A 14,141-nucleotide genomic window follows, 5' to 3' on the forward strand; every position below is an offset into this window, starting at 1 on the left:
AAAGGAGTGACATGAGCACCACGACACCAGCCCCCGTGCAGTCGGTCGAACTCGCCATCGGCGGGATGACCTGCGCGTCGTGCGCTGCTCGGGTCGAACGGAAGCTCAACAAGGTCGACGGCGTCACCGCGAGCGTCAACTACGCGACCGAGAAGGCGCACGTCGAATACCCCTCCACCGTTTCGGTCGACGACCTGGTGGGCGTCGTCGAAGCGACCGGGTACACCGCGCAAGCACCGCAACCGGAGAAGCCGGAAGAACCCGAACAGGACGAAACGCGGCCGCTGCGCGACCGGCTGCTGTACTCGGCGATCCTCACCGTGCCGGTGATCGTGCTGGCGATGGTCCCCGCGCTGCAGTTCACGAACTGGCAGTGGCTGTCGCTCACGCTCGCCGCGCCGGTCGTGGTCTGGGGTGCGTGGCCGTTCCACCGCGCCGCCTGGACCAACCTCCGGCACGGCGCGGCGACGATGGACACGCTGATCTCGCTCGGCGTCTCGGCCGCCACGCTGTGGTCGCTGTACGCGCTGTTCTTCGGGATGGCGGGCATGCCGGGCTTGCGGCACGGCTTCGAGTTCAGCGTGTCCGGGGGATCGGGAACCGACAACATCTACCTCGAGGTCGCGGCGGGCGTCACCACGTTCATCCTCGCCGGACGCTACTTCGAGGCGAGGTCCAAGCGTCGCTCCGGCGCTGCGCTGCGGGCCCTGCTCGAACTCGGCGCGAAGGACGTGACGGTCCTGCGCGACGGCCGCGAGCAGCGGATCCCGGTCGACCAGCTTCGGGTCGGAGACACGTTCGTGGTGCGGCCCGGAGAGAAGATCGCTACCGACGGCGTGGTTACCGACGGTAGCTCGGCTGTCGACGTCAGCATGATTACCGGGGAATCCGTACCGGTCGAGGTCGCAGTGGGTGACGGCGTGACGGGCGCGACGGTGAACGTCGGCGGCCGGATCGCAGTGCGCGCGACGCGGGTCGGAGCGGACACGCAACTCGCGCAGATGGCCCGGCTCGTCGAGGAAGCACAGAACGGCAAGGCCGCGGTCCAGCGACTGGCCGACCGCGTCTCGGCGGTGTTCGTGCCGATCGTGCTGGTGCTGGCTGTGGGTACGCTGGTCACCTGGCTGCTGACCAGCGGAAACGTGACCGAGGCGTTCACCGCCGCGGTAGCGGTGCTGATCATCGCCTGCCCGTGTGCACTGGGTCTCGCGACCCCGACCGCCCTGCTGGTCGGCACCGGCCGCGGCGCGCAGCTCGGGATCCTCATCAAGGGCCCGGAGGTGCTCGAATCCACTCGCCGGGTCGACACCGTGGTGCTCGACAAGACGGGAACCGTCACGACCGGGCGAATGAGCCTGGTGGACATCCACGTCGGCGAAGGCGTCACGGAGCGTGAACTGCTGCGCTACGCAGGGGCCGTCGAGCACGCCTCGGAGCACCCGATCGCGAAAGCAATCGCAGACGGCGCCCGCGAACGAGTCGGCGACCTCCCGTCGGCGACCGAGTTCCGCAACACCGAGGGCCTGGGCGTCTCCGGCCTCGTGGACGGCACCGCTGTCCTCGCCGGCCGCGCAGCCTTCCTGGCCGACTGGAGCGTAAAGGTCGACGACCAGCTGTCCTCGGCGAAGACCGCAGCAGAAGAACGAGGCGCGACGGCAGTCTTCGTCGCATGGGACGGCGTCGCCCGGGGTGTGCTGGTGGTCGCGGACACGATCAAGCCGACGTCCGCCCAAGCCGTCGCCGAACTCCGCGCGCTGGGCCTGAAGCCGGTACTGCTGACCGGCGACAACGCCGGTGCCGCGCGAGCAATCGCCGACGCCGCGGGCATCACCGAGGTGGTCGCCGAGGTAATGCCCGAGGAAAAGGTGGCCGTGGTGAAGCGCCTGCAAGCCGAAGGCCGAGTGGTGGCCATGGTGGGCGACGGCGTCAACGACGCAGCCGCCCTCGCCCAAGCCGACCTCGGCCTGGCAATGGGCACGGGAACGGACGCAGCAATCGAAGCCGGCGACCTGACGTTGGTCCGAGGAGACTTGCGCGCAGCAGTAGACGCGATCCGCCTGGCCCGGCGCACGCTGGGCACGATCAAGGGAAACCTGTTCTGGGCGTTCGCCTACAACGTCGCGGCACTGCCACTGGCAGCGTTCGGCCTGCTCAACCCCATGATCGCAGGCGCGGCGATGGCCTTCTCGTCCGTGTTCGTGGTGTCGAACAGCCTGCGCTTGCGGCGGTTCCGGGCTGCGTGATGCGCCTGGACCAGTGAGTGGCTGCGATGGTTCCGGCCGGCTTGAGCTGGCCGGGACCATCGCAGCGGCCGCGGCGGTCTCAGTCGGCTTTGATGTGCCTTGAGACCGCCAGCGGCCGTGCCGTTAGGGGCGGCTTGAGGTGTCTTGGACGAGCGAGCAGTTGTGACAGCTCAGGTCGGCGTGGTGCGCCTGGGATCGGCGAGCGGTTGTGCCGGGCCGGCGTGACGTGCGTGGACCGGCCAGCGATTGTGCCGGTTTCGGTCGGTGTGGTGCAGATAGGGATCGGCCAGTTTCTACGACGGTCCGGTTCGGCTTGACTTAACGGGCCAGCGGCGGGAGTTTCCGCGGCTGGCCCGTTTTTGCTTTCTGGCGAGGGTCCGTTCGCGCCGACCCCAGCCCATGCTTCTGAGCACCCGGACGTGTTCTCCGCCTGCGGCGGCGAAGCGCTTCTATGCCCTCTCGGCCTGGGAAACACCGGGCCGAGGTCGCGCCGGGAAAACTACTTCAGGAACGCACCAATCGGGCGATCGCGTCCGAGGCCTCGCGCACCTTCAGGTCCGCTTCCTCCCCGCCCGCAGCCGCCGCTTGGACGACGCAAGTCGCCAGGTGCTCGTCGAGCAGCTCCAGCGAGAAGGACTGCAGCGCCTTCGTCGCCGCGGACACCTGCGTCAGGATGTCGATGCAGTACTTGTCCTCCTCGACCATGCGCTGCAGGCCGCGGATCTGCCCCTCGATCCGGCGAAGGCGCTTGAGGTAGGCCTCTCGTTCACTGCCGTAGCCGGTCATCGCACATCGTCCCTTTTTCTCGGCATCCCCGTTGGTTCACCGTCAAGTATACCCACCCGGCGTATCCGGGGCGGGCGTTCAGCCAGTGGTGGCGACCTCAACGACTTCGCTCAGCGCGGAGGTCCGGCATCGGTGTGGCACCGGTTGACGGCATCCTCGGTCCACCATCGCGGGCCGCCCGGACGCCGAGACTATTCCGGCCGCTGTCGAGAGGTCGGAGTTTCGCGGTGGTTGCCCGCCGCGCCTGCCGTGCCCGCCGCGCGCGGGGCGTTCGGTCAATCGGGACGGCATCGGCGACGTCGGTGAGCGCACCGGTCCGGCCGTCGGACCAGCTCGACGTCGGCGTTCGCGGGGTTGACCGCAGAGCTGCTGTGCCGCTCGAGCCTGGTGCTTAGCCCGTCGGGGCGGCCTCGGCGACTTCAGTGAGTGCGGAGGTACGTCGCTGATTCGGCACGGGGGTGCCGTCCGGGGCGAGGTCGGCGTTCGCAGTCGCCAGTAGTTCGCGGGCTCCGCGCAGGGCGGCTTTCACCCGTTGCTGGACGGCGGCGAGTTCGGCGACCCGCTGTTCGGCGTCGGCGACGATGCGGGTCGCGTGGTCGGTGGCTTGGCGGACGTGCGCGTCGGCTTCGGCGCAGGCGGCGGCGGTGCGGTCGGCGATTTCGCGGAGAGCGTCGGTGCGGCGGTCGGCCAAGGTGCGCGTGAGGTGTTCTTCGAGCCGCTTGCGTTCCTTCGCCGCCGCTTCGTCTGCGGCTTGGCGTTCTTCGACTGCGCGGCGCAGCAGATCTTCGTGTTGTCGCCGCTGTTGCTCGCGATCCGCGGCGACAGCTTCGACGAGCGTGCGTTCCTTTTCGGTGAGACGGACGGCTTCTGCCTTGGCGTCAGCGATGATCCGCGCGGCGGTGTCCTCGGCGCGGGCGGTGATCTCCGCGGCTTCCTCGCGCGTCAGCTCGACCATCCGGCGCGAGCGTTCCTGCAATGCGTCCGGCTCGATGGGGGTGCGGCTGATCCGGTCGACCGTCGCGCGCAGTTCGCGATTGCGCTCGGCGAGTTCGGCCGCCTGGTGTGCCGCGGCGTCGCGTTCCGCGGCGAGGCGCCGGAATTCCGCCTCGACCCACGTGACGAATTCTTCGACCTGGCCGCGCTGATAGCCGCGCCAAGCCGAGTCGAAGGACGGCCAGACAGCCATCAGGTCCTCGCCACCGCCGGGGGCCATGCTCTCACCTCCCATTTGGATGGTTTCTCCTCGGCGCTCGTTTTTCTTGCCGCACCGGGGTTTCCGCACTGCCTCCAGTGTGCCTGAAGTCCGGCGATCCGTGGGAGCCTGGGGCGGGTCAATCTTCGAGCGGGTCTTCGGAGCCTGTCGCAGTGCTTCGCACGCCGGGCAATTCGGCCAGTTCCGCGGTGAGGTCGGCAAGATCGCCGCGCCCCTGCAGCAGCAGTGTGACGACCGCGATCCGTTGCCCCTCTTCGGAAACTGTCTCGCGATCGACCGCCACCCGGTGGACTGCCCAGCCTCGATCGGTGCAAGCCGCGAGCACGGCACGCAGTACGCCGTGCCCGTCGTTATAGCTCAACCGGAGGATCGGCGGCTGCCGCCGATGGCGCGCGACGAACCGGGAAAGCGGCGGGAATCCGCGAGTGATCACGACGAGCCCGGCGGTGGTCGCGACGGCCAGCACCGGCAGTCCGGCGCCGCACGCGACACCGACGGCCGCCGCGAGCCAGACGGTCGCCGCGGTCGTGAGGCCGCGCACCGCGTCGCGGCGCACGAAGATCAGGCCGCCGCCGACGAACCCGATGCCGGACACGATCTGCGCGGCGATCCGCGACGGGTCGAGCGCCACGTGCTCGATGCCGAGCAAATCGGCGAAACCGTATTTCGACACCAGCATGAAAACCGCCGACCCGACGCCGACCAGCGTGTGCGTGCGCAAGCCGGCCTGCTTGTTGCCGACCTCGCGCTCGATGCCGATCACCGTGCTCAGCAGCAGGGCGAGCAGCACCGGCGGCAGCAGTTCCCACTGTTCGCCGGTGGACCAGAGAGCATGCACGGACGTACCTCCTCGCCCGTCACAATGCCCGGCCCGCGGAGAGCCCGCGCGCCCGGCCCGGCCGGCACGCCTAAGCTCGGGCAATGGCCCGCTACTTCGACGTGCACCCGCAGAACCCGCAGCGCCGCGCGCTCTCCCAGGTGGTCGACCTGCTGCGCGACGACGGGCTCATCGCCTACCCGACCGACTCGTGCTTCGCGCTCGGCTGCCGCATCGGCAACCAGCAGGGGATGGAACGGATCCGCACCATCCGCAAGCTCGACCACCGGCACCACTTCACGCTCGTGTGCCAGGACTTCGCCCAGCTCGGCCAGTTCGTCCACATCGACAACGCGGTGTTCCGGGCGATCAAGGCCAGCACTCCCGGCGCGTACACGTTCATCCTCCCGGCGACGAAGGAAGTCCCGCGGCGGCTGCTGCACGCCAAGAAGAAGACCGTCGGCGTGCGGATCCCCGACCACGTGGTGACCCAGGAGCTGCTCGGCGAACTGGGCGAGCCGATCCTGTCGAGCACACTGCTGCTGCCCGATTCGGGCGAGCCCCTCACTCAGGGCTGGGAGATCAAGGAAGAAGTCGACCACGTACTGGACGCCGTCATCGACTCCGGCGACTGCGGCGTGGAACCCACCACGGTGATCGACTTCTCCTCTGGAGAGGCGGAGGTCGTGCGGCACGGGGCAGGTGACCCGTCCCGGTTCGAGTGAACGGGGTCGTCATCGGTTTTGTCTCCTCCTGACGGGGTTGTGTTCGATCCTGCTGCGGGCGGCGGCTCCGGCCCGCTCGGAGCGACGGTTGTTGACGCGGTTTTGCTCGACTTGACGGTTGCTCCTGACAGCTTCTTGACTCGACGGCTCTTGTCTGGGCGGCTACTGACACGGGCTGAATGAACCGACGCCTGTGGTGACGGCAGCTTGGAGCGACTGCCCCCGCACGTGCAGCGACCGTTCCGCACGCGGAGCGCGCCGCTCAGCTCGGGATGCTCGCGGCGAGGCTGCCAGCGCAGGTCCGCGTGTCGGGCGATCGCCGCTCCGGCCTGCTGCGGACACGAGCGCACACGCCAGCGCATGCCGCTCGAAGGGCTGGCCACTCCAAGTCGGTCCGCGCACGCCACGCGAAGTGCCGACCACATCGGGTCGGTCGGCGCACGCTATGCGAACTGCCGACCACGCCAGGTCGGTCGGCGCACGCCACGCGAAGTGCCGACCACATCGGGTCGGTCGGCGCACGCTATGCGAACTGCCGACCACGCCAGGTCGGTCGGCGCACGCCACGCGACGTGCCGACTGCGCCAGGTCGGCGGACGACCGTGCAGGTCGCTAGCGGGCCTCCACCTCATGCAGGCTGCGAAAGGTTCTCGGCGCCCGAGGCACCGAGCACCCTCGGCGGCGACCTTCGCAATCAGCTCGCGCACCCAGCGTTCACGCATAGCCGGTAGCTGCTCCAGCGTCTCCGTTGACCCTGGTCCTGGCTCTCTGGACTTCTCTCGCACGCAGGAGCATGCCGTTGGCGCGGGCCGCAGCGATCCTCGCTGTCATCGGCGGCAGCTGCTGCGGTCTCGTTCAGGCACGAGCCGCGGTAGGTGCGGGCTGGCACGGTGGCGCGGTTCGACCTGGTCGGGAGAAGCAGCGGCGGATCGCATCCGGTGGGGTGCCGAAGCGGGCTGGCAAGGTACCGGCACCGAGGGTCCGCGCTCTCAGGTGTGTTCGATCAATGCTCCTTTCATGCGTCGCAGGTGGGCAGCTTCAATGCGCGGGGCGGGCGAACCCGAGCACCGTCGAAGAGATCACACAGTTGCCTCCGCAGGGGTGTTGAGCAGGCGAGACAGGGCGTCTGCGAGCGGGACCTCCGACGAGGAATGCCAGCCGACGATGGCGTCCGGCCGGAGCAGCAGCGCGCCGTCTGAAGGCAGTTCCGTCTCGGACAGCCACGCCTCGTCCGCGACCGGGACGAGGCGGAGGCCTAGCCGGTTCGCTTCGGCCGTCCACCGAGCACTGTCCGGGCCGCAGAGCAAGGTGAGGCCAGGAATCGCCAAGTCCACTGTGGACGTCGTGGCGTCGAGCCAGGCGTGCGGCACCCGGGTGCCTGGGCGACCGGCCGGGGCGTAGCGGTCTTCCGGTGCGGGACCGCGTCCGTCCGGGACGAAGGCACCCTGTTCGTATTGCACGCCGAACAGCGCAGCGAGCGGGTCGATGCGCGGCGCGTCCTCGCTGGTGATCGTGGCGAGCATGGTGCCGAGATGGCCGCTGGCCATGCTGGAGAACTCCGCCGTCGCGTACCCGATCGGGTACCGCTCGACGTGATAGGTGTCGAGCAGGGCAGGCGTCGCCGTGCCGGCCAGCACCGCGGCGAGCTTCCAGGCCAGGTTGGCTACGTCTGCAATCGCGGTATTCGCACCTGCGGCGGCCATCGGCGGCATGGCGTGCGCAGCGTCGCCGGCCAGGAAGACCCGCCCGGAGGAGAAGCGGTCGGCCACGTACATCCCGGATTCCCAATGCATCCGGCTGAGCACTTCCACCTCGAGGTTCGGCACGCCGACGACGGTGCGCAGCAACTCCCGCCAGCCGTCCTCGCCCAGAGAATCCGACCCGGGGAAGTCGGAGGTGGAGAAGAGCCACCGGTCGGTGCCGTTGACCGACACGAACGCGCCGGAGGCGGCCGGGTTTTCGATCCGGCACAGGTTGAATGGTTTGTCCCGGACGAGTTCGGCGAGGTCGGCGCGGAAACAGACGTCCAGGTTGTCCGCCAGGTGCCCGTGCCCACTGCGCGTAATCCCGAGCGCGGTGCGGATCGGACTGCGCGCGCCGTCCGCCGCGATCAGATATTCGGCGCTGACCTGGTACGGCTCGCCGTCAGCCGGGCGCAGGTGGGCCGTGACCCCAGTGTCGTCCTGTTCGAACGACACCAGTTCGGTGCCGAAGCGAACCGACACGCCTCGCTCGACCGCGGCCTGCCTCAGCACCGGTTCCAGCACGTCTTGCGGACACAACACGCTCGGCGCGGGGCTGAGGTCGGGCATTTTCGAGTGCTGGACGAGCCGTTCGCGCAAGGTTTCGCTGGCCTCCGGCCAGGTCGCGTCGGCCAGCGTGGTGCCGGAGAGCATTCCGGTGAACGACGCGAGCGGTGCGCTCGCTTGCTCGACCTGGTCCATGAGGCCGAGCCAGCGGAACACCTCGGTGCTGCGCGGGTTGAACCGGCGTGCTTTCGGCTGCGGGGACGTGCCAGCGTGCTTCTCGACCAGCACCGGCGCTACTCCCTCGCGGTGCAGCAGCAGCGCCGCGGTGAGTCCGGCGATCCCTCCGCCGCAGATCAGAACAGGAATTCGTGCAGTCATCTCATAACCCCCAGGGTCGTGTACGTCGTACATCTTGTGTACGTTGTACATGACGATGTACTGTGTACGCAAGCGGGCTGGAGACAGGGAGATGAATGGGAGATCAAGGGCTGACACCGCCGATTTGGCTGTTGCCTGAGCCGCCGGAACGCGGATGGGGTCTCGGACGAGTCGACATCGTCAACGCGGCCGTGCGCCTGGCCGATCACGGCGGCGCGGAGGCGCTCACGATGCGGGCAGTGGCGAAGGAGCTGGGCGCGTCCACGCCGATGTCGCTGTACCGCTACGTGCACAGCAAAGACGGTCTGGTGGACCTGATGCTGGACCTGGCTAACGCCGAGGTGCGCACCCCGGAAGTCCCGGGCGAGGACTGGCGGGGCGAGCTGACGGCCGTCGCGGTCGACACGTGGGCGATGACGAAGCGGCATCCGTGGTACGCGCGGCTCGTGCACCAGCGACCTCCGGCGGGGCCGAATGCGAGCCGGCGGACTGAGTTCGTGCTGGCGACGTTCGACCGGCTGGGCCAGGACCTCGCGTCGGCGCTCGGGTACGCGCGGCTGCTCGACGGCTACGTCACCGGTCAGGCGCTGCAGTGGGCGGAAGAGCGGGCGATGTGGCAGCGCAACGCGTTCGTCGACGTGGTGGACGTGCAGCGGCAGGCGCGGGCTTGGTTCGGCGACGTCCCGTCGGAGGACGGGCCGTATCCGTTGCTCGTGCGGGTGCTGGAGAGCTTCCTGGCCGAGCGGCACGACGCGGCGGGTGAGACCGGTGCGGACAGTGCTGTTGGTGCGGACGGTGCGGTTGGTGCGGACGGTGCTGGATCGGACGCGGAACCGGACGCATCGAGCCGGGCGGTTGGTGTCGGTAGTCCGGGTGCCCGGCCGGGTGCGGACGAGGCTGGGGCTGGCCGGGGTGCCGAGGTGGACCGCGAGGTTGCCGGGGCCGGTCGGGCGGTCGAGCCGGGCCGCCGGGGCTCGGGCCAGCAGGGCGTGGGCCAGGACGACACGGGTCGGCAGGACACGGAGCGGCCGGGCTCGGGTCGGCCGGGCTCGGGTCAGGCGGCGGAGGCGCATGCTGCCGCCGACGCGCGGAAGGTCGCCGCGGCGGCTGCCGAGGACGCGCAGTTCGAGCTTGGCCTCGAATGTCTGCTGGACGGCATCGCCGCGCGGCTCCGCTGATCGTCGAGAGCTCGGAGTTGGTGAGCCGGGTCGCTGTCGGGACCGTTCACGCGCGGAGCGTGCGGCTCCCGGCTGCGGATCTAGCCGGGGAGAGTCGGCTGGGCGAGCCTTGGCGAAACGAAACGAAACGGAGCGGGCGGGAGGACCGGCGAATCCGGAACGGAACAAGTCCTGTCAAGCGGCTGGGGTTGTGCGTTCCAGGAGGAAGACCCGGATTTCGCGGTGGGCGGCGCGTTCGGCGTAGCGGTCGTAGGCGGGCCAGTAGGAGGCGACTGCGTCCCACATTTCCTGGCGTTCGGCGTCTTTTAGGAGACGGCCTCGGACGGGGACGGTGCGGCCGTGGACGGAGACTGTCGCGTCGGGGTGGGACAGGAGGTTTGCCGTCCAGGCGGGGTGGTGTTCGCCGCCCCAGTTGGAGCCGATTACTACGTATCCGCCGGGGCGTTCGACGTACAGCAGCGGGACCTGGCGTGGTTCGCCGGAGGTCCGGCCGATCGTGGTGAGCAGGAGGGTGCGCAATCCGACTGCCGCGCCTACGCCTACGCGGCCGCCGCTGATGCGGAGGAGCAGGCGGTCGGCGGGCATCATCGCTTGGCCGAACGCGGCGAATGCCTTGCTGCGGCCCAAACCGGCGAAGATCCTGCGCAATTCCATGGGGCGCAGCCTACGGGGCGGTGCGGGGGAGGCCGCCGCCCCGGCGGCTCGCCGGGCCGTGCGGCGGGGTGGCAGTGGTGCCGGATGGACGGGTGGGGGCGTGGGGTTTGGGTGGTGAAGTGGCCAGTGGCGCTGGGCGGGCCGGTGAGGGGGCGAGGCTCGGGCGGTGTAGTGGCAGGGGGAGCGGCGGAAGTGTGCCGATGGCCGGGTCGCGGAAAGCCGGCGGGTGAAGTCTTGCTCGCGGTCCGCGGCTATCTAGCAGCGGCGCACACCACCTGACTGTGCGGCTAGCTAGCAGTGTGGTCAGGTGGTGTGCGCGTGTGGCTGGTCAAGAGGTGACGATCGGCGCCTCAAGGTTTGGGTTCTTTCGGCAACCGTCCGGACGTGAGGCATCACAGTGGGAAGGAGGCACTAGAGCCCGCTCGTGGTCAGTTTCAGCAGGGCGTCGGTCAGTGCGGCGGCGTGTTCCACCAGGTAGAAATGGCCGCCTGGGTAGGTCGTCAGGGTGAAATCCCCGGTGGTGTGGGACGACCAAGCCTGTACGTCGTCCACGGGGGCGTGCGGGTCGGCGTCTCCGGTGTGGGCGTGGATGGGGGCGGCTAGCGGGCCCGGGCTTGGGCGGTAGGTCTCGACAGCTGTGTAGTCCGCGCGCAGGGCTGGCAGGAACAACTCTCGCAGTTCGGGGTCTCGCAAGACCTTCGGGTCGGTGCCTGCCAGGCCTTCGATCTCGGACAGCAAACCGTCGTCGTCTTGGAGGTGGACTTGTTCGTTGACCAGGCGGGACGGGGCTCGGCGGCCGGAGATGACTACTGCTTCCGCTGGGGTGCCTCGCGATTCCAGGCGCAGCCCTACCTCGTACGCGAGCGTCGCGCCCATGCTGTGGCCGAACAGCACTACCGGGAGGTCCAGCCACGCCAGCAGGGCTTGGGTGACGCCGTCCGCCAGCTCTTCGATGGTGCGCAAAGCCGGTTCGGCCATTCGGTCCTGGCGGCCGGGGTATTGCACCGCCAGGACGTCGACAGCGGGAGACAGCGCCTTCGACAGCGGGTGGAAGAACGGGGCCGCGCCGCCTGCGTGCGGGAGGCACACCACGCGGGCGGGGGCGTCGTCGGCGGGGTGGAAGCGGCGTAGCCACGGGTCCGTCATGCGCGCGATTTTACCGGCGACCCCTGTCAGAAAAGGGGCAAGCGGCGGAATTCGATCTTTTCGTACGCGCTGGTGACGCCCGTTTCGAACAGCACTCCGACGGTGAAACGGTCTGGTTGGACCAGGTCGGAGTAGCCGGCGGGGGCGTCGGCGAGAATGGTGGACGGCTCCCAGGTTTTGCCGCGGTCTGAGCTGGTCCTGAGTTGCATCGTGCGGCGGGCCGCTGGATCGGACGGGCCGGAATAGAGGAGTACGCGGCGGTTCGTCGTTTGCAGGACGCTGCCTTCCACCTTCGGGCCGGACAGGGTTGGCTGCACTTGGTAGGGGCGGGTCAGGGTGGCGCCGCCGTCGGTGCTGTAGGCGTCCAGGCGGTGTTCCGGGGCCGAGCCTTGGTTGCGGCTCGAGAAATACACCGTGCCGTCGGGGAGTTCGGTGGCGGTGGTTTCGTTGGGGGCGAGGACGCCGTCAGTCGGGTCGTCGGTGAAGCCGATGTGCCAGGTGCGGCCGTTGTCGTCGCTGTAGAGATCGTGGCCGCCGTAGTACTTGGCTTCGGTTCCCACGTCCGCCGAACCTGCGGGCGGGGCGCTGGAGTGGTTGGCAGGCACGACGATCCGCCCGGCGTGGCGGCCGTGTTTGAGGACGGTGGCGTGGCCGGGGGCGGTGGCGTACCAGCGCCAGGACGGGAGTTTCGTCGTGGCGGTGATGTCGCGGGCTGGGGTCCAGGTGAGGCCGTTGTCGGGGCTGCGTTGGACGAAAACCCGGCGGGTGTCTTGTGCGGACACGGTGCCGGACATGATGGCTTTTTCGCTGACGGGTCCGTTGTGGACGGTCAGGAGCACCAGGTCGCCGTTGCGGGCTACCGCGGGGGTCGGGTTTCCGGCGGTGGCCTCGCCGTTGCTGTCGACTACCCGCAGGTCGCCCCAGGTGCAGCCGCCGTCGTGGGAGGTTTTGGCGACGGTTTGGATCGCGCCGGAGTCGCCGGGGGAGTCGCGGCGGCCTTCGGCGAAGGCGATCAGCGAGCCGTTCGCTGCGCGGACCACCGCGGGGATGCGGAAGGTGTGGTAGCCCTCGGCGCCTGAGACGAACGGGGTCGACGACGTGCAGCTGCCGCTCGCGTGGGCGGGCGGGGTCGGGGTGAGGCTCAAGAGGGTTGCGGCGAGCGCAAGCGTGACTGTTCTCGGGAGCACCGGGGGACCGCCTCTCGCTCCGGACGTGGGATGTCCGACGTCCTATGTCCGGAGAACTTAGAGAGGCGGTCGCGCGGCGTCAAGACTCCGGGTCGGTGGTGGTGGCGCGGGTGGGTTTCGGCTGAGGTGGTCGCGCGATGTCGAGGCTCTGGGTCGGTGGTGGTGGCGCGGGTGGGTTCCGGTCGAGGTGGTCGTGGGGTGTCGAGGCTCTGGGTCGGTGGTGGTGGCGCGGGTGGGTTTCGGCTGAGGTGGTCGCGCGATGTCGAGGCTCTGGGTCGGTGGTGGTGGCGCGGGTGGGTTCCGGTCGAGGTGGTCGTGGGGTGTCGAGGCTCTGGGTCGGTGGTGGTGGCGCGGGTGGGTTTCGGCTGAGGTGGTTGCGCGGTGTCAAGGCTCTGGGTCGGTGGCGTTGGCGCGGGTGGGTTCCGGCTGAGGTGGTCGTGCGGTGTCGAGGCTCTGGGTCGGTGGCGGTTGTGCGGGTGGGTTCCGGCTGAGGTGGTTGCGCGGTGTCAAGGCGCCGGATCGGTGGCGGTCGCGCGGACGGATCCGGCCGAGGCGGTTGCGGTGATCCGCAGCGGGGTGGTGCCGGTCGGGCGTACGCGCATGATTTCGGCGGCTACCGGGGCGGCCAGGTGGGTGCGCAGGGTCCGGCGCAGGCCGCGGGCGCCGTATATCGGGTCGAAGCCTTGATCGGCGAGGAGGTGGACGGCGGAGTCGTCTACTTGGAGATCGACGCCGCGGCGGCGGAGTCTCGTGCGCAGCAGGTCGGTTTCGAGGCGGGCTACTTGTTCGATGGTGGTGCGGTCCAGTTCGTCGAAGATCACCGTTTCGTCGATGCGGTTCAGGAATTCCGGGTCGAAGAACGACTGCAGGGCTTTGCCGACCACGGTGCGGCGGGTGTGGCCGCGGTCCAGGAGCGTGCGCCAGCGGGAACCGCGGCGGCGGGCGAGTTCCTTTGAGCCCAGGTTCGAGGTGAGGAAGACGAAGCTGTTGCGGAAGGAGATTTTCTCCTGGCCGTTCGCGAGACGGAGGATTCCGTTGTCCAGTACGCCCAGGAGGGCGCGCAGAACAGTAGGGTGGGCTTTCTCCACCTCGTCGAAAAGGACGATTCCTGGGGTGTACGGGTCACCCTCCACAGTGGACCGGTCGAAGACGGTGAAGGCTTCCTTGCTTCCCGCGTATCCGGGCGGGGCGCCGTTGAAGGAGGCTGCGTAATGCTCCTGGGCGAGGGAGTTCATGTCCACTCGGCACAGGTCGTCCGGGCCGGAGCGCAGGGCGGCGGCGACCTGGCGGACCAGTTCGGTTTTGCCTACGCCGGTGGGGCCGAGGAGAAGAACAGTCGCGGGGGGACGGTCGGGTTCCGTCGCGCCCGCGCGGGCCAGGGTGATCGCGCGGACGACGGCGTCGATGGCTGGGTCTTGGCCCAGGACGCGGCTGCGCAGGCGTTGTGCGAGCGCTTCGGGAGTGTCCGGAGTGGACGGAGCGGGGGCGGCGGCCGGAGCGGCTGGCTGCCGGTTCCGGTTCTGGTCGTGGTACCTGTCGGTGATGAACGGCATGGTGTCCTTTCC

Annotated in this window: 11 protein-coding genes; 3 read left to right on the top strand and 8 right to left on the bottom strand. The window is 69.3% G+C overall.

Translation table 11 applies throughout. The features are described 5' to 3' along the window. Positions 1-11: 11 nt before the first annotated feature. Entirely contained in the window at positions 12-2,243 is a 2,232-nt protein-coding gene (locus FKO37_RS16840) for a cation-translocating P-type ATPase (protein ID WP_238604968.1), read from the top strand. A gap of 504 nt (positions 2,244-2,747) precedes the next feature. Here FKO37_RS16840 and FKO37_RS16845 read toward each other — a convergent pair. The 3 genes from FKO37_RS16845 to FKO37_RS16855 all read right to left on the bottom strand — a co-directional run bounded on the left by FKO37_RS16845 (position 2,748) and on the right by FKO37_RS16855 (position 5,080). Then, on the bottom strand, positions 2,748-3,029 hold the full coding sequence (locus FKO37_RS16845; protein ID WP_009081418.1) for a metal-sensitive transcriptional regulator: 282 nt from the start codon (positions 3,027-3,029) through the stop codon (positions 2,748-2,750). Positions 3,030-3,420: 391 nt separating this feature from the next. Next, complete coding sequence (locus FKO37_RS16850) at positions 3,421-4,242, bottom strand: DivIVA domain-containing protein (protein ID WP_238604970.1); 822 nt, start codon at positions 4,240-4,242, stop codon at positions 3,421-3,423. Positions 4,243-4,360: 118 nt separating this feature from the next. Continuing rightward, positions 4,361-5,080 carry an MgtC/SapB family protein gene (locus FKO37_RS16855; protein ID WP_037814149.1) on the bottom strand — a complete coding sequence of 240 codons (720 nt, stop codon included), beginning with the start codon at positions 5,078-5,080 and terminating at the stop codon, positions 4,361-4,363. Between the two features lie 83 nt (positions 5,081-5,163). On the opposite strand from FKO37_RS16855, the gene FKO37_RS16860 reads away from it, so the two are divergent. After that, positions 5,164-5,784 carry an L-threonylcarbamoyladenylate synthase gene (locus FKO37_RS16860; RefSeq protein ID WP_238604972.1) on the top strand — a complete coding sequence of 207 codons (621 nt, stop codon included), beginning with the start codon at positions 5,164-5,166 and terminating at the stop codon, positions 5,782-5,784. A gap of 1,079 nt (positions 5,785-6,863) precedes the next feature. Here FKO37_RS16860 and FKO37_RS16865 read toward each other — a convergent pair. Then, the gene (locus tag FKO37_RS16865) at positions 6,864-8,411 is read right to left on the bottom strand and encodes an FAD-dependent monooxygenase (protein WP_238604974.1); all 1,548 of its coding nucleotides are present in this window, start codon (positions 8,409-8,411) and stop codon (positions 6,864-6,866) included. A 95-nt stretch (positions 8,412-8,506) separates the two neighbouring features. Between FKO37_RS16865 and FKO37_RS16870 the strand changes: the two genes are divergently transcribed. Next, positions 8,507-9,589 (top strand): TetR/AcrR family transcriptional regulator, encoded by a 1,083-nt coding sequence (locus tag FKO37_RS16870; protein WP_238604976.1) that lies wholly within the window; start codon positions 8,507-8,509, stop codon positions 9,587-9,589. A gap of 174 nt (positions 9,590-9,763) precedes the next feature. On the opposite strand, the gene FKO37_RS16875 is transcribed toward FKO37_RS16870, so the two are convergent. The 4 genes from FKO37_RS16875 to FKO37_RS16890 all read right to left on the bottom strand — a co-directional run bounded on the left by FKO37_RS16875 (position 9,764) and on the right by FKO37_RS16890 (position 14,129). Continuing rightward, a complete protein-coding gene (locus FKO37_RS16875; RefSeq protein ID WP_107051057.1) occupies positions 9,764-10,243 on the bottom strand; it encodes a nitroreductase family deazaflavin-dependent oxidoreductase in 480 nt (159 codons plus the stop codon). Positions 10,244-10,654: 411 nt separating this feature from the next. Continuing rightward, a complete protein-coding gene (locus FKO37_RS16880) occupies positions 10,655-11,389 on the bottom strand; it encodes a thioesterase II family protein (protein WP_238604978.1) in 735 nt (244 codons plus the stop codon). Between the two features lie 26 nt (positions 11,390-11,415). Beyond that, on the bottom strand, positions 11,416-12,576 hold the full coding sequence (locus FKO37_RS16885) for an exo-alpha-sialidase (RefSeq protein ID WP_238604980.1): 1,161 nt from the start codon (positions 12,574-12,576) through the stop codon (positions 11,416-11,418). Positions 12,577-13,082: 506 nt separating this feature from the next. Then, on the bottom strand, positions 13,083-14,129 hold the full coding sequence (locus FKO37_RS16890; protein ID WP_238604982.1) for an AAA family ATPase: 1,047 nt from the start codon (positions 14,127-14,129) through the stop codon (positions 13,083-13,085). Positions 14,130-14,141 lie beyond the last annotated feature (12 nt).

The sequence above is a fragment of the Amycolatopsis sp. Poz14 genome, assembly GCF_006704225.1.
Classification (GTDB): Bacteria; Actinomycetota; Actinomycetes; order Mycobacteriales; family Pseudonocardiaceae; genus Amycolatopsis; species Amycolatopsis nivea.